Genomic DNA, 25,574 nt, shown 5'->3' on the forward strand with positions numbered 1-25,574 from the left:
GAATAGCGTTCCCGAAGGCGGCGCTAGATCACCTCAAGCACGCGTTTGCGAGTGGGCGGGGGATAAACACGATCCAAGTCGGCCAGGTCGCGGGGCGTGAGCCGAACGTCGAGTGCCTTTCGGCATTCCTGAACATGGTGCGGGCTTGAGGCTTTTGGAATCGCCAGGACGAGCGGCTGCCTGAGCACCCAGGCGAGGGCGATCTGAGCGGGGCTGACATTGTGTTCGCTTGCGATGCGGACCAGCACGGGATCGTCCAGCATTCGGCCCTGCTCCAGGGGCGAGTACGCCATCACCGGGATGCCCCGGCCGATGCACCGGGGCAACAGATCGAACTCGATGCCCCGGCGGGTCAGGTTGTACACCACCTGGTCGGTCGCGACCTTCTGGCCGCCGGGCAGTCGCATAAGGTCTTCCAGATCCGCGACGTCGAGGTTGCTGACGCCCCAGTGCCGGATCTTTCCGGCGCGCTGCAGGTCTTCGAAGGCTTCGAGCGTTTCCGCCAAGGGAACCGCGCCCTGCCAATGCAGTAGATATAGGTCGATGCTGTCCGTTCCGAGGCGACGCAGACTGCCCTCGCAAGCGGCGATGGTTCCGCGCAGGGTGGCGTGATGCGGCAGGACCTTGGTGACCAGGAACGCTTCGTTGCGGCGTGCTGCCAGCGCCCTGCCAACAAGTTCCTCGGCGGCGCCATTCCCATACATCTCGGCGGTATCTACCACGGACATCCCAAGGTCCAGGGCCATCTGGATCGCCGCCGTCTCGCGCGCGGCGTTGCCGGGGTGCTCTCCCATTCCCCACGTTCCGATTCCGAGCGCCGGGACAGCTTCACCGGACGGAAGAAGTACCTCACGCATCGTAGCTCCCATCAGAAATGCCCGGTCCCGTCCTGGGATGCACCGCGTCCCTGTTGCCGGCCGATGGTCGGGCGCTGCTGCTGGCTGCACGGTTGGTGATCCTGCCCGGCAGCAACATGTTCGAATCTACTCCCCCGGACCAGGACAGGATAGGTGCCGAGGTCCGGGCCGGCGCCGCACAGCAACCCGGTAGCGGTCACCTTCGCCTACACCAGTGGCCAACCATGTGATTACGGGGACCCTCGGAAACCGAAGCCGGAGTCCGGCTTGGCCCGTCCGCCTGACCCGCTTTCCCTGCTGCCACTCTTCCGGTCGGCGCGTTTCCCGGCGTAGAGTTTCTGGCCTAGGAAAGCGGTGCAATCGACGAAAGGTCGTGCCGCATACGTCAGGAGCAGCGACGAACGAACGGGGAAAGGGCAATGTCAATCACTCCCGAACACGCTTCACCGATCGACCCCGATGATTCCAGGGCTGAGCACAAGTCCGCAGATCACGAACATTCCCACCAGCACGGCCCCGGGTGCGGACACGAAACTGTGGAGCACGACGGCCACGTGGACTATTTGCACGATGGGCACCGGCACGCCGCTCACGATGACCACTACGACGAGCACTGAGCCCGCCCCTATGAAGCACCAAGAGAGGGCTCTAATTCTATGAACAGAAGAGACCTGGAAGAAGCAGTGCGAGTAGCGGAAGACACGGAACGCCAGGCGGCGGAAGAGTATCGGCGTGAGATTGGCGAAAGTGGAGCAGAAGGAGGTAACGACCCTGGTCTTTCGCCAAAAGGCGCGGTTTGGGTGATCGCCTACGACGAGCTTGCTGCTGCCCGTGATGCTCTCGAAGCAGCCAGCCGGCCACCCGAAAGTCTTTGAACGTTAGAAGCAGGTAACCATTTGACCGGCCACCAGACAGCGACGCCGGCGACGACCCTTTGCACGGCGGCGCCGAGCAGTAGCTCCTCCACCGCCACCCCATTTACAGGACCGGGCTAGGCCGGATTGGCTGCTCCCCCGGTGGGAGGGCGCTAGGTGGCGTCAAGTCAGGTGGGCGTCAATGGGATGCCGCGAATCCACAGCGGTCGTCCATGCTGCGGCGCTCGTCTTGGGGGAAGAGCCCGGCCAGGATCCGATCGGATTCCGCCTGTGCCGCGACGTCGAAGGCTCCGCCTGTGACGAGCAACTCGTTAGCTCCGGAGGTGGCGAGAAGGCGCTGGACTTGAGTCCGCACCTCGGAGGCCGTGCCGTAAAGCGACGTGGACAGGCTGCTTTCGACAGCTTCCTTTTCCCTGAGACTCAGCCCGGCCCACTCGGTCGGACCCACGGGCGCCAAGGCAGCGAATTCGCCGGTGGTCCTGGAGCGGGCCAGCGCGACGGCTTCGGGCAGAAGCAGTTCCCTCGCCGCCTGGCGGGTGGCGGCCACCGCTACGTTGGCGGAAACCAGGATAAACGGCCGCTCGAACCAACGTGATGGACGGAACTGTGAGCGATACCTTTCCAGCGCCGGGAGTGTGCCGTTCTGATCCGTCCGGAACACGGCCGGTCCGCCCAGCACCACAGCCAGGCCGGCACGGGCTGCAATATCGATTCCCGAACCGGTGGCCAGCACGAATACCGGTGTAGCCGAATCATTCCGCGGCCGGGCAGTGATGGGCGCGGCTCCGGACAGGTAAGCAAGCAGTTGGGCCAGCTGGTCTTCAAACTGCTCCGCGTCCTGTTTCCCGGCGCGAAGCGCATTCCGGATCGCCGGGGTGAAACCGACAGACCGGCCAACGCCCAAGTCGATCCGCCCGGGATGCAGAGCCTCCAGCGTGGCCGCCTGTTCTGCCACCACCAGTGGTTGGTGGTTGGGAAGCATGATGCCTCCTGAACCGACCCGGATGGAGTGCGTCCGGGCAGCCACAGCGGCCATCAGCACGGCCGGAACGGAACCGGCGATGCCTGGCACCGCGTGGTGCTCTGCGACCCAGAAGCGGCGGTAACCCCAGTCCTCGGCCCGCTGAGCCCGTTCCAGCACCCGATTAAGGGCGTCCGAAGCAGGAAACCCGTCCCGCGCGTTGGCACGGTCGAGAATGGTAATCCGGGGAAGGGGAAGGGCCATACTGCTTGAACCCCTCCGGGCGCGGAAGAATTCCGTTCCGGAAGGCGGGTACGGCATCCGGGGTCCGACGCTGTCCAACGTGATGTGCGGAGTGCCGAGGGCCACTCCCCTCCCGGGAGGCTGACAAAGCGGGCCCTGCGCGATTTACCGTGCAGGGCCCGCTTAGTGGCAGTTACTTGGAAGAAGACGTCCAACTAGACGACAGGGGGAATTAGAAGTCCCAGTCCTCGTCCTCGGTGTTGACTGCCTTGCCGATGACGTAGGACGAACCCGAGCCCGAGAAGAAGTCGTGGTTCTCGTCAGCGTTCGGGGAAAGCGCCGACAGGATCGCCGGGTTCACGTCCGTAACCGAGGACGGGAACATCGCCTCGTAGCCCAGGTTCATCAGGGCCTTGTTGGCGTTGTAGTGCAGGAATTTTTTGACGTCCTCGGCCAGACCAACGCCGTCGTAGAGATCGTGCGTGTACTGGACTTCGTTTTCGTACAGCTCGAAGAGCAGTTCGAACGTGTAGTCCTTGATTTCCTGCTTGCGTTCCTCGGACAGGCCCTCCAGGCCCTTCTGGAACTTGTAGCCGATGTAGTAGCCGTGAACAGCTTCGTCGCGGATGATCAGGCGGATCAGGTCAGCAGTGTTCGTCAGCTTGGCACGCGAGGACCAGTACATGGGCAGGTAGAAGCCCGAGTAGAACAGGAAGCTTTCCAGCAGCGTGGACGCCACCTTGCGCTTCAGGGGGTCGTCGCCCTGGTAGTAGTCCATGACGATCTGCGCCTTCTTCTGAAGGTTCGAGTTCTCGGTGGACCAGCGGAACGCTTCGTCGATCTCCTTGGTGGAGGCCAGGGTGGAGAAGATGGAGGAGTAACTCTTGGCGTGCACCGATTCCATGAAGGCGATGTTGGTGTACACGGCCTCTTCATGAGGGGTCAGCGCATCCGGGATGAGCGAAACTGCGCCGACGGTGCCCTGGATGGTGTCCAGCAGCGTCAGGCCGGTGAATACGCGCATGGTGAGCTGCTGCTCAGCGGGCGTCAGGGTGTTCCACGACTGGACGTCGTTGGACAGCGGAACCTTCTCCGGCAGCCAGAAGTTGTTGACGAGCCGGTTCCAGACCTCCACGTCCTTGTCGTCCTGGATGCGGTTCCAGTTAATGGCCTCGACGTGGCTCAGTAGCTTGACCTTCTCGGTCATGTCATCCCCTAAACGTTGGGTGGGTTTCTCTAAGTTAAAGCGTACGACGGCGGGCGGGCGCCCGCCGTCGTCATTTCACAAGTTAGTTGAGGCTACAACTACAGCATGCAGCTAACGCAACCCTCCACCTCAGTCCCTTCCAGCGCGAGCTGGCGGAGACGGATGTAGTAGATGGTCTTGATGCCCTTCTTCCAGGCGTAGATCTGGGCCTTGTTGATGTCGCGCGTGGTGGCGGTGTCCTTGAAGAACAGCGTCAGGGACAGGCCCTGGTCCACGTGCTGCGTGGCTGCGGCGTAGGTGTCGATGACCTTCTCGTAGCCGATCTCGTACGCGTCCTGGTAGTACTCCAGGTTGTCGTTCGTCAGGTACGGCGCCGGGTAGTAGACGCGGCCGATCTTGCCTTCCTTGCGGATCTCAATCTTGGACGCCACCGGGTGGATCGAGGAGGTGGAGTTGTTGATGTAGGAGATCGAGCCCGTCGGTGGTACGGCCTGCAGGTTCTGGTTGTAGATGCCGTGCTCCATAACGGAAGCCTTCAGCGCGCGCCAGTCCTCCTGGGTGGGGATGTGCACGTTCTTGAACAGCTCGCGGACCTTCTCGGTCTGCGGCACCCACTCCTGCTCCGTGTACTTGTCGAAGAACTCACCCGAGGCGTACTTGGACTTCTCGAAGCCGCCGAAGGTCTGGCCCGTCTCGATGGAGAGCAGGTTGGAGGCACGGATGGCGTGGTACACCACCGAGTAGAAGTAGATGTTAGTGAAGTCCAGGCCCTCTTCGGAGCCGTAGTGGACCCGCTCACGGGCAAGGTAGCCGTGCAGGTTCATCTGGCCCAGGCCGATGGCGTGGCTCTGGTCGTTGCCCTTCGCAATGGACGGCACCGAGGTGATGTTGGACATGTCCGATACCGCCGAGAGGGAACGGATGGCCGTCTCGATGGTCAGGCCGAAGTCCGGCGAATCCATGGTCTTCGCAATATTCAGCGAGCCCAGGTTGCAGGAGATGTCCTTGCCGGTCTCGTCGTAGGACAGGTCATCGTTGTATGTGGTGGGCTGGGAGACCTGGAGGATCTCGGAGCACAGGTTGGACATGATGATCTTGCCGTCGATCGGGTTGGCCCGGTTCACCGTGTCCTCGAACATGATGTACGGGTAGCCGGATTCGAACTGGATCTCGGCGAGGGTCTGGAAGAACTCGCGCGCCTTGATCTTGGTCTTCTTGATCCGGGAATCGTCCACCATCTCGTAGTACTTCTCGGTGACCGAGACGTCGGAGAAGGGCATGCCGTAGACGCGTTCGACGTCGTAGGGCGAGAACAGGTACATGTCCTCGTCCTTCTTGGCCAGCTCGAACGTGATGTCCGGGATGACAACACCCAGCGAGAGGGTCTTGATGCGGATCTTCTCGTCCGCGTTCTCGCGCTTGGTGTCCAGGAAGCGGTAGATGTCCGGGTGGTGGGCGTGCAGGTACACCGCGCCGGCACCCTGGCGGGCACCGAGCTGGTTGGCGTAGGAGAAGCTGTCTTCGAGGAGCTTCATCACGGGGATGACGCCGGAGGACTGGTTCTCGATCTGCTTGATGGGCGCGCCCACCTCACGGATGTTTGTCAGGGCGAAAGCCACGCCGCCGCCGCGCTTGGACAGCTGCAGCGCCGAGTTGATGGAACGGCCGATCGACTCCATGTTGTCTTCGATGCGCAGCAGGAAGCAGGAGACCAGCTCACCGCGCTGCTTCTTGCCGGCGTTGAGGAATGTAGGTGTGGCCGGCTGGAAACGGCCCTCGATGATCTCGTCCACCATCTGCAGGGCGAGCTGCTCGTTGCCGCGGGCCAGGTGCAGGGCAACCATGCAGACGCGGTCCTCGTAGCGCTCCAGGAAACGCTTGCCGTCGAAGGTCTTCAGCGTGTAGGAGGTGTAGAACTTGAACGCGCCCAGGAAGGTCTCGAAGCGGAACTTCTTTTTGTACGCACGGTTGAACAGGTCACGGATGAAGTTCATCGTGTACTGGTCCAGCGTTTCGCGCTCGTAGTAGTCGTTCTTGACCAGGTACTCGAGCTTCTCTTCCAGGTCATGGAAGAACACGGTGTTGTTATTAACGTGCTGCAGGAAGTACTGGTGCGCAGCCTCGCGGTCAGCCTCAAACTGGATCTCGCCGTTGGGGCCGTACAGGTTCAGCATTGCGTTCAGCTCGTGATAGCCCAGGCCCTTGTAGGCGGCCGGCATCTCAGGCTTTTGGGCCCTGGTTACTTCCGTGTCTGCGACAGTCGTGTCCAAAACGTGTCCAATCCATTGTTTACACGGGACACGTCGTCTGGCGTGCCCATTAATTCGAAGCGGTAGAGGTGCGGCACTCCGCACTTGGCGGCAATGATGTCCCCCGCCAGGCAGTAGTTGTCCCCGAAGTTTGTGTTGCCGGCGCCGATGACCCCGCGGAGCAGCTGCCTGTTCTGCGGGTTGTTCAGGAACCGGATGACCTGCTTGGGAACGGAGCCCTCTCCCCCGGTGCCGCCGTAGGTGGGCACCACCAGCACAAAAGGCCGGGTGGCGAGGAGGGGTGCATCCCTGGAGTACAACGGAATCCGGGCAGAATCGCGGCCAAGCTTCGACACGAAGCGGCCGGTATTCTCGGATGCCGAGGAAAAGTAGATGAGCTGGCTGCCGGTTGTGACCTGCCCTGTGGCATCTTGCTGCGGTGCCGGCGGGGACACCTCCACGCGCTGAGCCGCGTGAATTTGTCGAGCCGTGTGGTTCTGCTGTGCTGTTGGTGCCGCCATGGGAGTCACCTCAGCTGGTTGCTGGTTGCCGGCAGGAAAAACGTGGCCCCTTAGGCCACGGAGGAAACGGCGGAAAGCGCCAGTTCTTCGATCTTGTCCGGACGGAAGCCTGACCAGTGGTCCTGGTCCGTGACCACAACGGGCGCCTGCATGTAGCCCAGCGACTTCAGGCGCTCGAGGGCCTCGGCGTCCTGGGAGATGTCAACGCTCTGGTAGGTGATGCCCTTCTTGTCGAGCGCGCGGTAGGTGGCGTTGCACTGAACACAAGCAGGCTTCGTGTAAACCGTTACGGTCATGGTTCCTGTCCCCTTTTCTGGAAAACTTGCTCGTCCGGTGTTCCCGCCCAAGCTGTATCTAGATACTACATCTAGTGCAGACGCCTCTTAGGAACCCCAAGATGATGTATTACAAGTATGTCATTTAATGCACCTTTAATCCACAGGCAGGTGCCGTCAAAATGTCCGGAATCCCGGCGATTTCGCGGACGGAATCCACATGCTGTGGAGTACTTAGCCACATTTAACGCCCAGCGTGTCGTGGAAAAGACGGCGTGTCGGTCCTGGTGGCGACCCGCGTAAACACACCACAAAGGGGCCCCGACGTGACCTTCGGAACCCCTCCTGGTGACGAAACGCACGGAAGTTAGAGCTGCGCCTCCCGGCGGTCCAGCACGATCTGCTGCACGTCCAGGTAACCGGACTGGAATCCTGCCCTTGAGTAGCAGAGATAGAACAGCCACATCCGCTGGAAGACGGCGTCGAAGCCCAGTTCGCCCACGTCGCGGGAAGTCTCCAGGAACCGTTCCTCCCACAGCCGGAGGGTGGCGGCATAGTGGTCCCCCATTCCCATCCGCTCCCGCACCCGCAGCGTGGTGTGCTGCTGCGTTACACCCTCGATGGCGCGGACGGACGGCAGGAACCCGCCCGGGAAGATGTATTTGTGCACCCAGGTGTAGGCGTTGCGGGTGGCCAGCATGCGGCCGTGCGGCATGGTGATCGCCTGGATGGCCACCCTTCCGCCCGGCGCGAGGACGCGGTCGATGGTCTGGAAGTAGATGGGCCAGTATTCGTAGCCCACCGCCTCGACCATTTCCACCGAGACGACGGCGTCGAACTCGCCTTCCACGGCCCGGTAGTCCTGCAGCGCAACCGTGACCTGGCCCGCGTACCCGGCGGCCGCAATCCGGTCCTGGGCCAGCGCCTGTTGCTCGCTGGACAGGGTGACGCTGTACACGGTGGCCCCGCGGGCCGCTGCCCGCAAGGCCAGCTCACCCCATCCGGTGCCAATTTCCAGCAGCCGCGTTCCGGGACCCACCCCCGCCTTGTCCAGCAGCCTGTCAATCTTGGCCGCCTGTGCTCCCGCCAGCGAGTCCCATCCCACCGAGGACAGCGGACCCGCCTGGAGCGGGAACAGCGCTGATGAGTAGCTCATGGTTTCATCCAGGAAGCTGGAGAACAGATCGTTGGACAGGTCGTAGTGCCGGGAGATGTTGCTCCGCGTGTTCTGCTCGGCGTTGCGCTCCTGCCGGGGCGTGCGCGGCAGGTAGAGGGACCGCAGCGTCTGCAGCGGCGCCGGAATCAGGGTGCCAACGGAAGCGGCGAACACCTCCAGGACACCCGCCAGGTCATCGGCTTCCCAATCCCCTGCCATAAAGGACTCGCCCAGGCCGATCAGGCCGTTCGCGCCGATCCGGGCTTCGAACGCCCCCGGACGGAGCATGGTCATCACCGGCGCGTCCTCCCCGCCGATGCCCAGGACGGATCCGTCCGGATATGCGACGCGCAGGGGCAGGCGCTTAACGGCGCCTTTGAAGAGGAGTCCGGCAGCCTTTCCGGCCACGGCCGCTTTGGCGCCCGACGGCGGCTGGGCCACACCGGGCCAGACCTCGCCGTCGATAGTGGCGGGCGACGCCGGCACACCTGCAGCGGTCCACGCTGCGGGAGTGCCCCGCACGGCTTTGTCCCCGAGCGCAGCTGCAGTCCCGTTATCGTCTATGAGTGTCATTGAACTGCCTCCTGTGAGGGGTGAAGTGGTCGGGCGACGACGGGCAGTCGGCGTGCCCAGAGTTTGATGCCCTGCACCCGGATGAGTGCGGATACGAGAAGCGGGGCGGCCGGTACGGCGACCGCCGCGGCGAGAATGTTGCGAACGCTGGCCGGGTGCCGGCGGCCATCCATGGTGGCGACGAATGGCCGGTGGCCATCCCGCTCAAGCACAATCGACACAGCCAGGCGGTCATCCGGAGCGGGCAGCTTCATGCGGTACTGGCCGTCCACGTCATTGAAGGGTGAGACGTAGAAGGCCTTGGGGACGGAGGCCCGGCCCGCAGGATCAGTCCGCAGCAGGTAGCAGTGGCGTTCGCCGTAGGTGTTGTGGACTTCCGCCACCACGCATTCCAGCTCGCCGCTGGACCGGTAGCACCAGAACAGGGTCAGCGGGTTGAAGACGTGGCCGAACACCCTGGCGCTGGCCAGCATGTGGATGGGGCCGCCGTCGGGCTCTATCCCCTGCGTCCGCAGGTACCGCTCCACGTTCGAGCGGATGGTGGCATCCGGATCCCCCAGGTGGTCTCCCGCGCGGAACACCGCCAGCTGCCGGAGCAGGAACGGCAACCGGGGAAGCCGGTCAACATCAACCAGCCAGCTGTAGCTGCGGTAGGTGAACGCATTCTTCAACGGGCTGTTCCGCACGTGGGAAATGGAGGTGCGGTAGATGGCTGAGCCGGTGGTCATGCGGGTTCGCCCGCGGCAGCAAGTTCCCGCCCGCCGTCATCCGACGCTCCAGGCCCGGCGGCCGTAACGGAAGCGGGCAGCACGGGAGCCCAGTGCCGGCCCAGCTTTTCGGCGGCCCGGACGCCGGAGAGCGCACCGTCCTCGTGGAAGCCCCAGCCCAGGTACGCTCCGGCATAGGCAATGCGGCCGTCACTGAGCGCCGCAATCGCCTGCTGCGCCTGCAGTGATTCCGGGGTGTACTGCGGGTGCTCGTAGACCATGCGTTCGAGCACGGCGTCGCCGGCAATCAGTTCCGACTCCCCCAGGCTCACCAGGTAGGGGCGGCCGTCGCCGGGTTCAAGCCGCTGCAGGCGGGTGAGGTCGTAAGTGACCAGGACCTTGTCCGGCCTGGCCCCGCAGGACGGGAGCCGGTAGTTCCAGGACGCCCTCGCGTTGTCGGCGGAGGGCAACACAGCAGGATCCTGGTGGAACACGGTGTGGTTGACGGAGTAGGGCATCCCGCCCAGCGCCTCTTTTTCGTCAGGCGTGGCGTCGGCCAGGAAGCCGAGTGCCTGGGCCGGGTGCGTGGCAACCACGACGGCGTCGAAGTCTTCCAGCCCGCGGTCCGTTGCGAGTTTCACGCCGCTGGGCAGGCGCCGGATGGCGGTGACAGGGGTGTTGAGCCGGACATCAGCCAGGGTGGCGGCCAGTTTTTCCACGTACCGGCCGGAACCGCCGGTGACGGTACGCCATTGCGGGGAGCCCTTGACGCCCAGCATCCCGTGGTGGCCGAGGAACGTGAAGAGATACCGTGCCGGATAAGCCAGCGCTGTGGTGGGGTCGCAGGACCAGACGGCGCTGACCACCGGGGTCATGAAGTGGGAGATGAAGTACGGGCTGAAGTTTTCGCGGGCCAGGAACTCGCCGAGGGTCAGTTCGGCAATATCGGCTCCGCCGCCGACGGCAGCGGCAGGCGCGGTGTTCAGCAGCGTGCGTGCCTTGCGGTAGAAGCGGGTGATCTCCAGCAGCATCAGCAGGTACCGGCCCCGCAGCAGGGAGGACGGGCGGGCGAAGATTCCACGGGCACCTTCACGCGCGCCGGCGTATTCCAGCCCGCAGCCGTCGCACCGGATGGACATGCTCATCTCCGAGTCCTGGGTTTCGACCCCCAGTTCGGCAAACAGCCGCAGCAGCGTGGGGTAGGTCCGCTCGTTGTGCACGATGAACCCGGTGTCCACGCCAAGGATCGTGCCGTCAGGTTGTGGCATGTCGTGGGTGTGGGCATGGCCGCCCAGCCGGGAATCCGCTTCGAAGAGCGTGACGTCGTCCTGCCTGTTAAGGACGTAGGCGGCGGTCAGTCCGGCCACGCCGCTGCCGATGACGGCCACGCGCCGCCTTCCGCCTCCACCTGCTGCTGGGTCTGGTGACAATTCATGCTCCTCTGCTGAACATTTGCCAATGGTTGGATATACAGAGGGCAATTCGAAGCCGGTGATGGCGCGGATGGGTGCAGTACTGTGGGCTGGTGGTAAATCCGGTACACCTGAAGACCCTGATGGAGGTCACGCGGCTGGGCTCCTTCGCAGCCGCCGCGTCAACGTTGGGCTATACGGCCTCTGCCGTCTCCCAACAGATGTCCGCCCTGGAACGCGACACCGGCGTCGTCCTGTTCCAGCGCTCGGCGCGGAGCGTGGTCCCCACGGAGGCCGCCGTCGTGATGACCCGGCACGCAGCCAAGGTGCTGACGGATATCGAGGCGCTGATGGCTGCCGCCGCCAAAACCCAGGACAGCGCCAGCCAGGAACTCCGGCTCGGAATCTTCCCCAGCCTGGCGACGTACGTCCTGCCGCGGATCCTGAAGAAACCGGCGTGGAAGAACCTGGGCATCGACCTCAAGGTGTCCGTGGCCGAGCCGGGCCAGACCATCCAGGGGCTGCGCGCCGGCGGTGAACTGGACCTCGCCGTGGTCTTCCAGGTGGGCCAGACCGGCGTGGCCTGGCCCGCCACCATCAACAGGCAGTGGATCGGCGACGACGATTTCCGGGTGGTGCTGCCCGCCGGCTGGGGCTTCCGCCCGGACGCGAAGGTAGCGGCAGACCATCTCTCCGAGATGCCCTGGATCATGCACCACCCCGGCACCAGCGACGCCATGGTCATTGAGCGGCTCTTCGCGGGCTGCAACCTTCATCCGCGCGTGGTGGCGCACAGCGACGACTTCCACGCCAGCCTGGAGATGGCAGCCGCAGGACTGGGGGCGGCGCTGGTTCCCGAACTGGCACTGCGGAACAAGCCGGCGGGTGTGGTGGTGCTGGACGTTCCCGAAATCCGGCTGGCCCGGAACGTTTTCGCGCTTCTGATCAACGACCGGAAAACCGCACGGGTGCAGCTGTTTGTCGACCTGCTGGCAGAGACGCTCGCCGGAATGCGCACCTCAGTGAATTAGGCCTGAACGCTGGAATGCACCGCTGTTCGGGTCTATGTTGAGAATATGAACAAGGTAGCGAGCCAGCACTTTGGCGAGATTGAGCTCAATCACGGCAGGGATCACCTGATCGCCGCGAAACATGAGCTGCGCGGCCATCCACTGGAACTCGACCTGAACATCACCGCCCACGACCACTTTGACGAAGCCGCACTGCGCAAGGTGGACTACCGCCTGCGGTTCCTGCCCGAACTCGTGGATGAGGTGCGGGACATGATCGCCGAGGAGCTGGACCAGGAAGGCACCACCCCGCAGGAATACCTGCAGTTCCACTGCAACGCCCTCAAGGATGAGCACCTGCACAAGGTCTTCGGCGTGGAGACCCGCAGCCAGCTCACCAAGGATGTGTTCCTCAAGGCACTGAAGCTGGGACACGTAGCAATCTACCCGGGCCAGCCGGAACGTTACTTCGTGATGGACTTCACGCTCGGCCAGCACTTCACCGATGAAGTCCTGGTGGCCTCCGCCGACGAGGACGGCGTGGTGGACGACGAGATTCTCTGGGAATCCTGAGCCGATTGCTTAACGGCCGACGGCGGCCGGTCACCTGAGGTGACCGGCCGCCGTCGTCGGTGGTTGAGCTTGTCGAAACCCTTACTTGGCTGCTTCCAGCAGGTCCGCGCGGACCGCCTGGGTTGCCTTGACCAGGTTGCGCAGGGACTCTTCGGTCTCGACGTAGCCGCGGGTCTTCAGGCCACAGTCCGGGTTCACCCAGAGCTGGCGGGACGGGACGTGCTTGACGGCGGTGGCCAGGAGTTCGGTGACCTCGGCTTCGCCCGGAACACGAGGCGAGTGGATGTCGTAGACGCCGGGACCAACGCCGCGGCCGAAGCCGTGGGACTCCAGGTCGTGGACAACCTCCATGCGCGAGCGTGCAGCTTCAATGGAGGTTACGTCGGCGTCGAGGCCGTCGATCGCGTCGATGATCACGCCGAACTCGGAGTAGCAAAGGTGGGTGTGGATCTGGGTGGCGTCGGCGGCGCCGGCGGTTGCCAGGCGGAAGGAGTCCACGGACCACTTCAGGTAATCAGCGTGGTCTGCCTTGCGCAGCGGGAGGAGTTCGCGCAGGGCGGGCTCGTCCACCTGGATGACCTTGATGCCGGCAGCCTCGAGATCGGCAATCTCGTCGCGCAGCGCAAGGCCAACCTGGTTGGCGGTCTCGCCCAGCGGCTGGTCGTCCCGGACAAAGGACCAGGCCAGGATGGTGACCGGACCGGTCAGCATGCCCTTCATCGGCTTGCTGGTCAGCGACTGTGCGTATTCTGCCCAGGCAACCGTGATGGGGGCGCTGCGGGTGACGTCGCCCCACAGGATGGAGGGACGGGTGCAGCGGGAGCCGTAGGACTGGACCCAGCCGTGGACCGTGACGTCGAAACCTTCAAGGTTCTCGGCAAAGTACTGGACCATGTCGTTGCGCTCGGGCTCGCCGTGGACCAGGACGTCGTAGCCGAGCTCCTCCTGCAGGTCGACGACGCGCTTGATCTCGTCCTTCATGAGCTTTTCGTACTGCTCGTCGGTGAGGTCGCCCTTGTTGTTGCGGGCGCGGGCCGAACGGATTTCGGACGTCTGCGGGAAGGAGCCGATGGTGGTGGTGGGCAGCGGCGGCAGGTGCAGCGCTTCTTCCTGGGCGGCTTCACGGACCGAGTACTCGGAGCGGCTGAAGTCGGCGGCGGTGAGGGCTTCGGTGCGGGCGCGGACGTCCTCGCGGCGGACGCCTGCGGCGGTGGCGCGGGATGCGATTACAGCGGAGGCTTCGTCGATGGCTGCCTTGGCGGATGCGGGGTCAGCCAGGTAGGACGCGAGGGTCTTGACCTCGACGGCCTTCTGATCGGAGAAGGCCAGCCAGCTGCGGAGCTGCTCTGAGAGCTGGGTTTCCTCGGCTACATCGTGCGGGACGTGCTGGGTGGAGGTGGAGGTGCTGACGGTGAGCTTCCCGGCGGCGGCCTTCAGGGCGTCCAGCTTCGCAGCGGATGCTGCGAGGTCGTTGCGCCAGATGTTGTGGCCGTCAACCACGCCGGCAACCAGGGTCTTGTTGCCCAGGCCGGCAAGGGCGGCCGCGGACGGAACGGCGCCCTTGAAGACATCGATGTGCAGGGCGTCGATGCTGGTGGCGGCGAGGGTGCCGAGCTGGCCGTCGAGGGCGCCGTACGGGGTGGAGACGAGGATCTGCGGGCGGTTGGCAGCGGCGGTGAGGACCTCGTAGGCACGGGCGACGGCTGCTTCGATTTCGGCGGCGGGGGTGTCCTGGTCCACCACGAGGGCGGGCTCGTCGAGCTGGACCCAGCTGGCACCGGCAGCGGCCAGCTTTTCGAGCAGCTGGACGTAGACGGGCAGGATGTCCTCGAGGCGGGACAGCGGAGCGAAACCGGCCGGGGCGTCGTCGGAGGCCTTGGAGAGCAGCAGGTAGGTGACCGGGCCCACGATGTACGGGCGGGTTTCGATGCCGTTGGCGAGGGCGAAGGCGAACTCGTCAACCTTGGCAGTGGAGGCGAGGGTGAAGTTGGTTTCCGGGCCGATCTCGGGGACCAGGTAGTGGTAGTTGGTGTCAAACCACTTGGTCATCTCCAGCGGCTGCTGTTCCTTGTTGCCGCGGGCCAGCGTGAAGTAGCCGTCGATGTCCAGCTGTCCCTCTTCATTGAGGAGCTTGCCGAAGCGGGCCGGCACGGCGCCGAGGTGGGCGGTGGTGTCCAGAACCTGGTCATAGTAGGAGAAGGTGCCCGCGACGGCTGCGGCTTCGGTCAGGCCGAGTTCCAGCAGGCGCTTGGCGATGGTCAGCTGGATGTCCTTGGCGGCTGCGTCCAGTGCGGCGGCGTCGATCTTGCCGGCCCAGTAGGCCTCGACGGCCTTCTTGAGTTCGCGGCGGCGGCCGATTCGCGGGTAGCCGAGGAGCGAGGCGGAGGGGAAGGGCGTGTTCTGTGAAGTCATGGCAGATTCCTAAAGGTGGGAGCTGTAATGTCTGAAGGCTGTGTGCTGGGTGATGATCAGCTGGCGAGCTGCGGGCGCGCCGCAACGCTGTGGCGGCTGGCTGCCCGCTGGTGCCGCGGAAGGGCGAGCTTGTCCAGCACCTCCAGCGCGCTTTGGTGCTCATTGAAGGTGTAGAGGTGGATGCCGGGGGCTCCCGCATCCAGTGCCGCATTAGCAAGGTCAACAGTGGCGCGGACGCCGATCCGGAGGCGTTCGATGTCGTTATCGGCAGCAGCAAGCCGCTCCAGCAGATCCGGAGACGGCTCTACGCCCGCCAGTTCGCCCAGCCGGGTGACCCGGCGGAGGCTGGTCAACGGCATAACGCCCGGGATGATGGGGATGGTGACCCCGGCCCGGCGGGCCCGGGTCAGAAGGCTTACGTACTGCTCAGCGTCGAAGAAGACCTGGGTGATGGCGAAGTCAGCACCGGAACGCTGCTTCGCAAGCAGCACTTCGATGTCGTGTTCCTCGCTCGGCGACTCCGGGTGCCGTGTTGGGTAGGCTGCTACGCCCACGGCGATTTTTCCGGCGCACAGCAGGGCCGACCTCCGCTGTTCAACCCGGCGAATGAGCTCGATCAGGTCCTGGGCGTAACGGAGAGACCCTTCTGCCGGCTGGCCGCCGTCCTTGGGCTGGTCACCGCGAAGGGCAAGGATGCCGCGCGCACCGATGTCCAGCAGTTCGCCGATGATCCCCGCCAGTTCCTGCGGGGTGTTGCCCACGCAGGTCAGGTGAGCGATCGGGCGGAGGGTTGTTTCCAACAGGAGCCGGTGGATCAGTTCCACCGCGGTGTCCCGATTGGAACCGCTGGCCCCATACGTGACGGAGACGTAGTCCGGTGCGGTGGTCTCCAGTTCCCGGATAGTGGTCCAGAGCGTTTCAGCGGCAGCCGCTGAACGCGGCGGGAACAGCTCGTAGGACAGCGCCACGGGAGCGGCGTCGGTAAGATTCGGGTGTGCGTCAATAAGGCTTGGTGGTGACATTTGCGTCCTTGGCTTTGGGCCATTGAGGGTCAGCTGTCAGCAGATGTGACGGCGGGCCGGCAATGAATTGAGTTTGGGGAACACGAAAAAACTCCACAGGAACGCAGCCGCGACTGTTACGCCTGTTATGGAGTTATCCGTGAGCAAATGTCAGGCCCACATGGGGGCACCCACACCCTCCACAAGGAGGATCGCTGACACGTTACCGCGGTAACTTGTATACGACTCTAGGAGCGGCCGGCAGAGCATTCAAGTCGGCCTTCGAATTAAGACGCAGCTTTACGCCTTATTTCGCAACGGGACAGAATTATCTTCGCCTGCTCAACCTCTTTTCTACCTGCCCTGCGCCGCCGCGAAGTCCAGCCCGCCGGCTGATGCCGAGACCATTAGCCGGCGGGCCCCGCCCGACCCAGTCTCTGGACGGCGGGCTTCATCGCTTCCTGGCGCCGAACCGGTTCCCCAAGTGATGCGTGGCCGGTACGACGGCGGATGGCCGGCTCAGTTCCAACTCTCGCCTGCGTGCCGGGCACCGCTTTTCGGGCGAGCGGCGATGGGGGCAGCGGCGCCGGATGTTGACGAGCCTCGGGCAGAGGGGCCATATCCCGTGAAGTCCCAGGCAGTGGGGGTGCTATGGAGTGGTAGGTGTGGCCTGTAGGGGTTCGGGTTTCGACGGTGTGGCGGGTTCCGGGTATGGGTATGGCGGTCCAGCCGGGGTTTTCCTTGGTGTGGTTGCAGGCTTCGCAAAGCCCCTGACCGTTGGTGCCGCTGGTTGGGCCGTCGTTGTGCCAGGGGATGATGTGGTCATCATGCCGGATGGGCGCGTCGCAGTACGGGGTCCGGCAGGTGTCGTCCCGTACTTGGAGGAAGCGGCGGAGCCCGGGCGGGAAGAATCTGGCTTTTGAGTCCATCGCGACCAGCTCGCCGGTGCCGGGTGCTGTGTAGAGCCTGCGGAGCCAGACGGCCAATTCATGCTGGTCAGGAGAACCCGAACCAGAACCGGCGGCAGCCTCAGCACCAACAGCAGTGTCAGCGCCAGAGTCCCCGCCGGCGACAGAACCAGCAACGGCATCGGAGCCAGAAGCAAGGCCAGAGCCGGCATCAGCATCAAAGCCGGGGCTGGTTGTCCTGTTCAGGATGGTTTCGCGTGCCCATTGTGCGGGGACGGTGCCGTAGCCGGTGAGGCGGGCGGGTTCGCTGTCACCTTGGAAAAGGGTTCGGTCGGTCATGACGAGCTGGATGTCGATCCCGGTGATTCCGCCGGGGGTGCCGGTGACGCGTTCGACCAGGGAATCGGCCATGATCTGGCCCTTGGAGCGTTCATCACCGGAGGACCGCAAAGCGTCGGCGTGCCGGCTGATGGACGCGTAGGCGGCCACACCCTCAGCAACGGGCAGCAGGGCGGTCAGGTAAGTCATGGTGTCCGGGGCCGGGCGTAACGACACGGTCCGCTCGGTCACCGCGTGCGATGCCCGGCGCGCAACTGAGCGTGGATCGCGCCGGTACGCCGCGGCACGGACAGCGGCAACGATGGCGCGGTCCCCGAACCCGTCAAGGGCGCCGGTGTCCGCGGCGAGCTCCTCGTCCACCGCGCACCGGTCGTCCACTGACAAGCACACGGTTTCCTTCACCAGCAGCGTGGTCCGCCACTCATTCAGCTGCCCGGACCGGAACGCAGTGAAAGTGCGGGGCATCTCCCTCAGAGCTTTGGCCAGGCCCAGCAGCCTCCCTCCGCGGGACGGTGACTCCCGCCGCGCCAAAGCCACCTGGGCGCCAACCCCGGCACCTTGCTCATCGGCAGGGACCCCGGCCGCGGCCTGCTCCCGCCGCTGCTGCAGGTCAAAAGCAACAGCGATATCAGCCTGCTTCGCAGCCGCAGCCGACTTCAAATCCTCAAGCTCCCGCAGCTGATCAATCATGCCCGCACCATCAGCACAGACCCGCACTGCATCCAGGGCCTCCCGGACAGCGGCAACCGACGGGACACCCGAATGGTCCTCCAAGGCTCCGGCGACAGACGGGACACCCGCAAGGGCACCCCGGACAGCGGCAACGCGGGGCACAGCAGCATGGGCCGCCGGGGCGTGGGCATCCATCGGGATATCCGCAATAGCTTTCTGGGCGTTGGCCACCGAGGGCGCCGCAGGAACAAGCCGCACACCGAGAATGCCCGCCCCGCTCAACCCTGCCAAAGCCCCAGCCGCTTCCATAAACAAAGTCTTCCAGCAGGGTGTGACAATCGCCGGAAGCCCAAGTTCCTATGTGGAAAACCGGGTTGTCACCTCACATCGTGCACTACCAGGGGCGGTCCGGCCCTGCGGCGTAGTCATTGTCGCGCAAGTATTCATCCCGTTCGCGTGCGTTATTGCGTTCGCGCTCAGCCTGCCGTGCGCTGTCCCCGAGCTGCTCCAGCTGGCTTTCGTCGGGGGATTCCTGTCCCTCCGGGCCGTCCTGCTGTGCTCCTTCCGGTGACTCCGCCGCCTGCCCGGCCGCGAGCTTTTCCTTCAGGCGCCCCTCTGCCTCGGCCAGCTGCTCCCCGGGCTCCCCCGCCGCGCCTGCGGCGAAGCACCCCGCAGGCGCGGCCTCCGCCACCGCCAGTGCCTCCCCGTACAAAACAGCGGCCGACGCCGGGCCCTCCTCCCGGAGTTGGGCGTCACCGATCTGTTCAATCGCCAGGCTGAGGTTGACGCGGACAACGCACTCGTCCGAAGACTCCCGGGGCACCCTGACCAAGGCGTCCTCAAACATGCGCCGTGCCGCGGTAAATTCACCGGCCAAAGCATGGGCATCGCCTGCCGCGAACGGCGCCTTGTGGGGTTCGATGACGTTGGCCAGGCCCAGTGCTTGGGCTGCCGTTCCAACCGCCGCTGCATCCCGGGCAGCAAAGGCGCCGGCAGCCTGCCCCGCGAGGAGGCCCAGGCTCAGCAGCTTGCCCGCCACGCAGAGGATGAGCACCACCGGTAGTGCCGACCACAGCAGGAGACGCCGCCGCACCGCCCTTCTGTCGCGGTTCCCGTTGCCTTCGGCCGATCCCGGTCGGGCTATCATCGAACTTCCTCCCCCGCCATACGAGAGCGGTGCGCAGAACGCGTGGCCATCCGGGGTTCAGTAGATTCCGCGTCAGGAAGGGGCCGCAGCTCACGGACCCACCGAAAGATGGTGCCCGCCTCCATCAGGCCCAGGACAAAGGCGCCGGCCGCGAAGACCCAGTAAAGCTCTGTGCGGCCCTCAAGGGATTCGGCATCCTGCCTGTGCTCCAGCGCGCCGGGCCGGGCCTGCTGCAGCATGGCCGCAGGCGGGTCACCGGCCGCCCGGTGGACGTACGGCACGCCCAGCTGCCCTGCGATCTCCCGCAGCCTTCCCTCATCGATACGGGACACGGCGTCCCTGGCAGTCCCGCCGCTGCCGTCCTGGACGTACGGGACGCCCTGCGCTCCGCCGTCGTAATCCCTCCCCGTGTTCTCCTTCATCCGCCCGCCGGCCTCAGTGCCGTAGCCCAGCACAGCTCCCCCGGCCACCGGCCCCTTGTCCGGCACCAGCGGTTCCGGTTCGTCGCCGCTGGTCTGCTCACCGTCGCCGAGGTAGAAAACAAGGTGCGGACGTTCAGGATGGCTGTCCCGCGCTGCCGCCAATCGCTCGCCCAGCACCTGGCGGGCGGCGGTGATGCTGCTTCCTTTGGCGTAGGAGGTCACCTGCGGCTCAAGGACGGACGTGATGGTTTCCAGGGCCAGCGTGTCGGTGGTCAGCGGCATCCGGACATGCCCCTTGGTGTCGAAGGTGATCAGGGAAAACCGTGCTCCCGGCAACCCTTCGGCAATGGCCATGATGTCCTGCCGCACGCCGTCCATCCGGGGCGCCCCGTTTCCATGGTCCTCCGCCACCATGCTGGTGGTTGTATCCACCACGATAAAGACGTTGAGATCCGCGGTGGCCGCATCCGCCGAGCCTCCCGGCAGTCCCGGGCGCAGGATGGCAACGCACAGCAGCGTCACGAGCAGGCCACGGCGTAGCCAGGGTCTTTTGGCGATTCGGAGTACGGATCTGCGCCGGGTCATAGCCGCAACCGCCACAACGCCGTGCAGAGGGCAAGGCCGGACAGGAGGGCAGCGGTCAAGGGAAGCCCGGGTTCGTCCGAGACGACGGCGCGCGGCGCACCCTTCAACGCTGCTGTTTCGGTCTTCTCCACCGCCGCAACGATGCCCGGGATGGCGTCCGGGTTGTCCAGCGGGTAGTAGCCGCCGCCGGTCGATTCCGCAGCAGCCTTCAGCTGCGCCCCGGGCTGGTGGGCACCGGAGCCGTAGTCAAAGTCGCCCGGGTTGAGGGCGTAAACGCGGACTGCCCTGTCCTTCGCCAAGGCCGCCGCCTCAGCGAGGGTCATGATGGGTTCACCGGAGAGGAAATTGTCGGTGGCGAGCACCACGGACCGCGAGCGCTGTGCCGCATCCCCGTCCGGTGCGCTGCCTGCTTCAGTGCGCATCCGCGGGAAGCTGTTCAGGCATGAGGCCAGGCCGTCGCCGATCAGGGATGAGCCGCGGCCGCTCCAGGTCCCGTCCAGGAATCCGGAACTGCCGGGATTCCCGTCGAAGGCGTCCCGTGCCAGTTTCAGCTGCTCCTGGGCGTAGCCGTAGTCGTCCGTGAGTGGAAAGACCTGGATGGCCGTGCTGTCAAAAATTGTCAGGCCGATCCGTTCGCCATCAAACTCCTTGGCGAGGCCCGCAAAAACGTCCACCACCGCCGCGTCGGCGCTGCTCATGGACCCAGAGGCGTCCAAGCACAGCATGATGTCCCGGTTATGCTGCTCTGGGTGGGTGGTGGTGAGCTCCACCGGCCGCGCCGCCGCCACCGCGGCAGACACCAGCAGCGACGCGCAGGCGAGCGCGGCAACTGCCAGCCACCGGCGGTGCCTCCGCAGTGCCGCCTGGTATTCCGGCAGGGTGGTGAGTCTGTCAACATGCGCCGCCGGCCGTCGTCGTGCGTTGTCCTTCCGACCGGACCGGACGACTGCCCACCCACAGGCAGCCGCGGCCAGGGCAGCCAGCGGAACAACCCACCAGAACATCAGCTCCATGTGCTTACCGCGTTCCGGGCGCTGAGGGCGGACACGGCGACAGACGGCAGCGGCTCCATGCCGAACTGTGCCGGGTACAGAATCCCCACGACGGCGGAGGCCGCGGGAAGCGGGTGGCGTTCCAAGTCCTGGCGGGTCATCCGGAGCGCGTCCACGCCCGTGGCGTCACGGACAAAGCTGCGGAGCAGGAGGCTGATCTCCCCGTGCGCGGCACGGAGGCTGAGGTTCCCGGCAGCGGCGTCCTGTTCGACGTCGTCAATGCGTTGCAGGTAGGCCGCCTTGAGCACTGACAGATCAGTCAGGGCAGCGGAACGGCGGACGCCTTCCGCCATCCGCGGGCGGCGGGTGGAAGCAAAGACGACGACGTACCAGCCGGCCACCAGGGCGACGAGTGCAACGCCTGCCCACATCCATACCGGGCTGTACTGGAGGGGGCCGTAAAAGGCGGGATCAGCCTGCACGGCGGTGCCTTTCCAGGAGGGCGAACAGGGCGGTGACCACGTCCTGGCTACCGTCCACTTCGCCGTGGGTGATGCCGGCCTGGCGGAGCATGGCGTGGCGGGCTGCATCCCGCTCAGCAGCGGCCTTCGCGTAGGCAGCCGCTATGGAGGCGGACTGTGCAAGGTGTCCTGGGAGGACCGCGGAATCGGCCACGCTGTAGAACTCAGCGGAGTGGCCGCCGGGGCTACCAGGACCTGGTACCAGCCCGGCGTCGCGTACGGTGAGCCACAGGATTTCGTGCTGCGCCCGGAGCCGGCGAAGTAGCTGGCCCAGTGCCGGGCTCGCCTGCACCTCGTCAGCGACGACAAAGAGGAGATTGCGTCCCTTGACCGTCCGTGCCACGTAGTCCAGCTGGTCCTCGATCCTGCTGGCGGCTGCGTCCAGCGTGGCATGCTCACTGACATGCCGCAGGAGCCGTTCCAGATGCGCTTCCCCCGCCTTGGCGGGGATTGTCCTGGTGCCGGCGGAGTCGCCGCTGACCAGCCCCACAACGTCGCCGTGCCGGTGGGCCAGGTACCCCATCACCCCCAGTGCCATGACGGCGATGTCCTTCTTGGTCTCCCCCGCCCTCGACAGGGCCGACATGTTCCGCCCGGTGTCCGTGAGGAGGAACAGCGTCTGCCGGCGGACCGCCACATACCGCCTGTTCAGCGGGGATCCGTGACGTGCCGAGGCCTTCCAGTCAATGTCCCGCACTTCATCACCGGGGACGTACGCGCGGAGGTCGTCGAAGTCCAGGCTGCGGCCGCGGAAGACGGAACCGTACTCACCGTCGAGCATGCCGCGGGCTTTGCGGTGCGCGAAGATGGCCATCTTCGACTTCACACGCAGGAGGAGGCTGGGCACGCCGGCCTCAGGGGGTCTGGACGGCGGCGACGACGGCGTCAATCACCGATTCCACCGGCACCTGTTCGGCCACCGCGTCAAAGTTGAGGATCAGCCGGTGGCGCAGGACCCGGTGGGCCAGTGCCTTGACGTCCTCAGGGAGGACATGGTCCCGGCCGTTCAGCAGGGCCACCGCGCGGGCGCCCTGGCTGAAGGCGATGCTGGCGCGCGGGCTGGCTCCGAATTCGATGAAGCCGGCCAGCCGGTGATCAATGTATTGGTGGGCGTTGCGGGTGACGAAGACCAGTCCCACGATGTAGTTGATGATGGACGGGTCGATGTAGATGCGGCGGACCAGTTCCTGGACCCCGGTGACGGCATCCAGCGAGGCCGCTGCCGGGGGCGTCTGTTCAGCGGTGAAGACCCCCGCGTCGATGCGGCGGATGATTTCTGCTTCCTCGGCCGGCGACGGGTAGTCCAGCACGTCCTTGAGCATAAAGCGGTCCATCTGGGCTTCCGGGAGCTGGTAGGTGCCCTCCTGCTCGATGGGGTTCTGGGTGGCCAGCACCAGGAACGGTGAGGGGAGCCGGTAGTCCTGCCCGCCGATGGACGTCTGCCGCTCCTGCATCGCCTCCAGCATGGCGCTCTGGGTCTTGGCGCTGGAGCGGTTGATCTCGTCCAGCAGCACGATGTTGGCGTGGACCGGGCCCAGCTGCGTGACGAATGTTCCCTTAGCAGCGTCATAGATCTGGGTGCCCACGATGTCGCTCGGCAACAGGTCCGGGGTGCACTGGATGCGGCGGAACTCCGCGCTGACCGCTTCAGCCACGGTTTGCGCCGCCGTGGTTTTGGCCAGGCCCGGAACGCTTTCCAGCAGGATATGACCCCCGGTCAGCAGTCCCACCAGCAGCGATTCGCGAAGCCGGGCCTGGCCCACCACTTTGGCCTCGAAACTCCTGGAGATGCTGGCCACCACCTGTTGGGCCCGGGCCAGCTCCGCCGGTTCGATTCTCGCGGACGCGCTGGTCTGGAGCACTGTCATTCCCCCTGGTGAACTGTTGATGGCTGTGCCGGCCGGACGGCTGCACTCCGCCCGCCATCCTATCCAAGACCCCACCCCCGGGTCCGGCAATGGGGACCCCTCCCCATCCAGGGAATGCGGGTCTATCCTTTTGCCATGAGTGAGCTTCCAGCCAGCTACAAGGAGTTTCTCGCCGACAAAAGCGAGATGTTCATCAGCACCGTCAAGCCAGTCCTGCAGCAGTCCGCGGCAGACCGGCTTCACGGAGTCCGGGTTGTTTACAACCCCGGCTCCACCGGCCATCAGGCCCACCTCGACGACAGCATTCCCTTCGGTGTGGTGGTGGAGGACATCGACTAGCCCCTCACCGCTCCGGACAGCGCAAAGGAGCCGCCGGCGCCCCTGGCCACAATGACGTACAGGGCCAGCACCGGCAGTGAATACAGGATGGAGAACGCGGCCAGCTGGCCGTAGGCCACTGCACCATGCTGTCCGAAGAAGCTGTAGATCGATACGGCTGCCGGCTGCCGTGCCTCTGACAGGAGCAGCACGAACGGCACGAAGAAGTTCCCCCAGGCCTGGATGAAGACGAAGATGAACACCACACCCAGGCCTTGGCGCATGAGCGGCAAAACGATGGTCCGCAACGCTGCCATCCGCGACGCTCCGTCCACCCAGGCAGCTTCTTCCAGGGACAACGGAACGCCGTCCATGAAGTTCTTCGTCATCCAGATCGCCATCGGGAGGGTGGTGGTGGCCATAAAGAAAATGGTTGCCGGCATCGAATCCAGTAGTTCCAACTGCACGAACAGGCCGTAGACGGGCACCATGATGGCGGTGATGGGAAGGCAGGTCCCGAAGAGGACGGCGTACAGGAACGGTGCGTTGAACCGCGACCGGTAGCGGGACAGCGGATAGGCAGCAAGTACAGCGGCCACAAGCGTCACCGCTCCGGTTCCGGCAGACAGCAGCATGCTGTTCCACAACGGCTGGAGCAGCAGCTGCGGGGTCAGGACCGCGGCGAAGTTGTCCAGCCCGGGCTGCCGCGGCACTTTGGTTTCGTGGCCGGCCTCGGGGTCCAGGGAACCCAGGACAAGCCACAGCAGCGGCAGCAGGAAGCAGGCGCCCACCAGCAGCAGGGCCAGGTCGGCCGGGGCGGAGCCGCGGCGGAGCCGTGCCCGGAGCACCGGGGCAGGGGCAGGCTGCCGTATTTTGGCGGGGGCGGTCATGGCCGGGGCTCCCGGAGCAGTCGGATATAGGCTGCCCCAAACACGCCGCCGATGATGATGAGGACAGAGGCCACCGCGGTGCCGTAGCCGATGTCGCCGAATTTGAAGGCTTCCTGGTACGCGAGGACGGGCAAGGTGGTGCTGGCATTCGCGGGTCCGCCGGCCGTCATCACCCAGATGAGGGTGAACACGGCCAGCGTCTGCAGCGTGATGAGCATCAGGTTGGTGGCGATGCTGCCCCGGATCATGGGAAGCGTGATGAAAACCAGCCGCTGCCAGCTCCTGGCACCGTCCATCTGGGCGGCTTCGGTCACTTCGGTGGGAACATCGTTCAGGGCCGCCCGGTACACCAGCATGGAAAAGGCGGTGCCGCGCCACACGTTGGCCAGCATGATGGCCACCATCGGATACGCGTACAGCCAGTCCGCCTCGGGAAGGCCCAGCCCGCCCAGCACCTGGTTCAGGGTTCCGTCCCTGCTGAAGTAGGCGTAGGCGGCGAAGGCGGCCACGATTTCCGGAAGGACCCAGGCGGCCACCACGGCGGTTCCCACCAGGGAAGACACTGCCGGGCGGGCCCGCCGCATCAGCACGGCGATGGCCAGGCCCAGCAGGTTCTGGCCCAGCACCGCGGAACCTCCCACGAACAGGACCGTGAGCGCCAGCGAGAGCGGAAAGGCGGGGTCCGCCAGCAGCCGCTGATAATTTTCCAGCCCCACCCACTCGGGATTCCGGGCGCTGCGGCCGGTCAGCCCCGCGTTGGTGAGCGAAGCCTGGAAAGCCCAGAGCACGGGTCCGGCGAGGAACACCAGCAGGAGCAGGATGGCAGGGAGGACCGGCAGGTAGCGGACCCAGTGCCGTGTCCGGTGGCTAACGGTCACAG

25 protein-coding genes are annotated in these 25,574 nt (G+C 65.2%); 5 read left to right on the forward strand and 20 right to left on the reverse strand.

What is annotated here, in order from left to right:
* Positions 1 to 23: 23 nt before the first annotated feature.
* Positions 24 to 857, reverse strand: a complete 834-nt coding sequence (locus ACZ9BC_RS06150) for an aldo/keto reductase (protein ID WP_476245177.1) — start codon at positions 855 to 857, stop codon at positions 24 to 26.
* 419 nt (positions 858 to 1,276) lie between these two features.
* Between ACZ9BC_RS06150 and ACZ9BC_RS06155 the strand changes: the two genes are divergently transcribed.
* The gene (locus ACZ9BC_RS06155; RefSeq protein WP_476245178.1) at positions 1,277 to 1,474 is read left to right on the forward strand and encodes a zinc transporter permease; all 198 of its coding nucleotides are present in this window, start codon (positions 1,277 to 1,279) and stop codon (positions 1,472 to 1,474) included.
* A 39-nt stretch (positions 1,475 to 1,513) separates the two neighbouring features.
* Positions 1,514 to 1,732: a hypothetical protein gene (locus ACZ9BC_RS06160; protein ID WP_476245179.1), complete on the forward strand. Its 219-nt coding sequence runs from the start codon at positions 1,514 to 1,516 to the stop codon at positions 1,730 to 1,732.
* A gap of 178 nt (positions 1,733 to 1,910) precedes the next feature.
* Here ACZ9BC_RS06160 and ACZ9BC_RS06165 read toward each other — a convergent pair whose 3' ends face one another.
* The 8 genes from ACZ9BC_RS06165 to ACZ9BC_RS06200 form a co-directional block, all read right to left on the reverse strand.
* Complete coding sequence (locus tag ACZ9BC_RS06165; protein ID WP_476245180.1) at positions 1,911 to 2,957, reverse strand: MsnO8 family LLM class oxidoreductase; 1,047 nt, start codon at positions 2,955 to 2,957, stop codon at positions 1,911 to 1,913.
* Positions 2,958 to 3,168: 211 nt separating this feature from the next.
* Positions 3,169 to 4,143, reverse strand: a complete 975-nt coding sequence (gene nrdF, locus ACZ9BC_RS06170; RefSeq protein WP_050054849.1) for a class 1b ribonucleoside-diphosphate reductase subunit beta — start codon at positions 4,141 to 4,143, stop codon at positions 3,169 to 3,171.
* Between the two features lie 98 nt (positions 4,144 to 4,241).
* Complete coding sequence (gene nrdE / locus ACZ9BC_RS06175) at positions 4,242 to 6,362, reverse strand: class 1b ribonucleoside-diphosphate reductase subunit alpha (protein ID WP_115525690.1); 2,121 nt, start codon at positions 6,360 to 6,362, stop codon at positions 4,242 to 4,244.
* 20 nt (positions 6,363 to 6,382) lie between these two features.
* Positions 6,383 to 6,853, reverse strand: a complete 471-nt coding sequence (gene nrdI / locus ACZ9BC_RS06180; protein ID WP_476245401.1) for a class Ib ribonucleoside-diphosphate reductase assembly flavoprotein NrdI — start codon at positions 6,851 to 6,853, stop codon at positions 6,383 to 6,385.
* Between the two features lie 110 nt (positions 6,854 to 6,963).
* Positions 6,964 to 7,209 (reverse strand): glutaredoxin-like protein NrdH, encoded by a 246-nt coding sequence (gene nrdH / locus ACZ9BC_RS06185; protein WP_066276552.1) that lies wholly within the window; start codon positions 7,207 to 7,209, stop codon positions 6,964 to 6,966.
* Between the two features lie 346 nt (positions 7,210 to 7,555).
* Complete coding sequence (locus ACZ9BC_RS06190; protein ID WP_476245181.1) at positions 7,556 to 8,917, reverse strand: class I SAM-dependent methyltransferase; 1,362 nt, start codon at positions 8,915 to 8,917, stop codon at positions 7,556 to 7,558.
* On the reverse strand, positions 8,914 to 9,645 hold the full coding sequence (locus ACZ9BC_RS06195; RefSeq protein ID WP_476245182.1) for a DUF1365 domain-containing protein: 732 nt from the start codon (positions 9,643 to 9,645) through the stop codon (positions 8,914 to 8,916). The genes ACZ9BC_RS06190 and ACZ9BC_RS06195 overlap by 4 nt, the downstream gene beginning before the upstream one ends.
* The gene (locus ACZ9BC_RS06200; RefSeq protein WP_476245183.1) at positions 9,642 to 11,054 is read right to left on the reverse strand and encodes an NAD(P)/FAD-dependent oxidoreductase; all 1,413 of its coding nucleotides are present in this window, start codon (positions 11,052 to 11,054) and stop codon (positions 9,642 to 9,644) included. The genes ACZ9BC_RS06195 and ACZ9BC_RS06200 overlap by 4 nt, the downstream gene beginning before the upstream one ends.
* Positions 11,055 to 11,149: 95 nt before the next feature.
* On the opposite strand from ACZ9BC_RS06200, the gene ACZ9BC_RS06205 reads away from it, so the two are divergent.
* Together ACZ9BC_RS06205 and ACZ9BC_RS06210 are read left to right on the forward strand one after the other, a co-directional pair.
* On the forward strand, positions 11,150 to 12,067 hold the full coding sequence (locus tag ACZ9BC_RS06205) for a LysR family transcriptional regulator (RefSeq protein ID WP_079596422.1): 918 nt from the start codon (positions 11,150 to 11,152) through the stop codon (positions 12,065 to 12,067).
* A gap of 45 nt (positions 12,068 to 12,112) precedes the next feature.
* Entirely contained in the window at positions 12,113 to 12,619 is a 507-nt protein-coding gene (locus tag ACZ9BC_RS06210) for a DUF2004 domain-containing protein (RefSeq protein ID WP_476245184.1), read from the forward strand.
* An 81-nt stretch (positions 12,620 to 12,700) separates the two neighbouring features.
* On the opposite strand, the gene metE is transcribed toward ACZ9BC_RS06210, so the two are convergent.
* The 9 genes from metE to ACZ9BC_RS06255 form a co-directional block, all read right to left on the reverse strand.
* Positions 12,701 to 15,031 (reverse strand): 5-methyltetrahydropteroyltriglutamate--homocysteine S-methyltransferase, encoded by a 2,331-nt coding sequence (gene metE / locus ACZ9BC_RS06215; RefSeq protein ID WP_476245185.1) that lies wholly within the window; start codon positions 15,029 to 15,031, stop codon positions 12,701 to 12,703.
* 56 nt (positions 15,032 to 15,087) lie between these two features.
* Complete coding sequence (locus tag ACZ9BC_RS06220) at positions 15,088 to 16,053, reverse strand: methylenetetrahydrofolate reductase (RefSeq protein ID WP_115525684.1); 966 nt, start codon at positions 16,051 to 16,053, stop codon at positions 15,088 to 15,090.
* Positions 16,054 to 16,439: 386 nt separating this feature from the next.
* Positions 16,440 to 17,969 (reverse strand): HNH endonuclease, encoded by a 1,530-nt coding sequence (locus ACZ9BC_RS06225; protein ID WP_476245402.1) that lies wholly within the window; start codon positions 17,967 to 17,969, stop codon positions 16,440 to 16,442.
* 376 nt (positions 17,970 to 18,345) lie between these two features.
* On the reverse strand, positions 18,346 to 19,098 hold the full coding sequence (locus ACZ9BC_RS06230) for a hypothetical protein (RefSeq protein WP_476245186.1): 753 nt from the start codon (positions 19,096 to 19,098) through the stop codon (positions 18,346 to 18,348).
* Positions 19,095 to 20,105 carry a VWA domain-containing protein gene (locus ACZ9BC_RS06235; protein ID WP_476245187.1) on the reverse strand — a complete coding sequence of 337 codons (1,011 nt, stop codon included), beginning with the start codon at positions 20,103 to 20,105 and terminating at the stop codon, positions 19,095 to 19,097. The genes ACZ9BC_RS06230 and ACZ9BC_RS06235 overlap by 4 nt, the downstream gene beginning before the upstream one ends.
* The gene (locus tag ACZ9BC_RS06240; RefSeq protein ID WP_476245188.1) at positions 20,102 to 21,118 is read right to left on the reverse strand and encodes a vWA domain-containing protein; all 1,017 of its coding nucleotides are present in this window, start codon (positions 21,116 to 21,118) and stop codon (positions 20,102 to 20,104) included. Before ACZ9BC_RS06240 ends, ACZ9BC_RS06235 begins: the two co-directional genes overlap by 4 nt.
* Positions 21,109 to 21,579 (reverse strand): hypothetical protein, encoded by a 471-nt coding sequence (locus ACZ9BC_RS06245; RefSeq protein WP_476245189.1) that lies wholly within the window; start codon positions 21,577 to 21,579, stop codon positions 21,109 to 21,111. The genes ACZ9BC_RS06240 and ACZ9BC_RS06245 overlap by 10 nt, the downstream gene beginning before the upstream one ends.
* Positions 21,569 to 22,465: a DUF58 domain-containing protein gene (locus tag ACZ9BC_RS06250; RefSeq protein ID WP_476245190.1), complete on the reverse strand. Its 897-nt coding sequence runs from the start codon at positions 22,463 to 22,465 to the stop codon at positions 21,569 to 21,571. The genes ACZ9BC_RS06245 and ACZ9BC_RS06250 overlap by 11 nt, the downstream gene beginning before the upstream one ends.
* Before the next feature lie 7 nt (positions 22,466 to 22,472).
* Positions 22,473 to 23,480, reverse strand: a complete 1,008-nt coding sequence (locus ACZ9BC_RS06255; RefSeq protein WP_476245403.1) for an AAA family ATPase — start codon at positions 23,478 to 23,480, stop codon at positions 22,473 to 22,475.
* Positions 23,481 to 23,621: 141 nt separating this feature from the next.
* Here ACZ9BC_RS06255 and ACZ9BC_RS06260 point away from each other — a divergent pair, with 141 nt between their 5' ends.
* Complete coding sequence (locus ACZ9BC_RS06260; protein WP_066276588.1) at positions 23,622 to 23,825, forward strand: hypothetical protein; 204 nt, start codon at positions 23,622 to 23,624, stop codon at positions 23,823 to 23,825.
* Here ACZ9BC_RS06260 and ACZ9BC_RS06265 read toward each other — a convergent pair.
* Positions 23,822 to 24,694 (reverse strand): carbohydrate ABC transporter permease, encoded by an 873-nt coding sequence (locus tag ACZ9BC_RS06265; protein WP_476245191.1) that lies wholly within the window; start codon positions 24,692 to 24,694, stop codon positions 23,822 to 23,824. The genes ACZ9BC_RS06260 and ACZ9BC_RS06265 overlap by 4 nt on opposite strands.
* Positions 24,691 to 25,572, reverse strand: a complete 882-nt coding sequence (locus ACZ9BC_RS06270; protein WP_476245192.1) for a carbohydrate ABC transporter permease — start codon at positions 25,570 to 25,572, stop codon at positions 24,691 to 24,693. Before ACZ9BC_RS06270 ends, ACZ9BC_RS06265 begins: the two co-directional genes overlap by 4 nt.
* Between the last annotated feature and the right edge of the window lie 2 nt (positions 25,573 to 25,574).

The sequence above is a fragment of the Pseudarthrobacter sp. TE3704 genome, assembly GCF_056279405.1.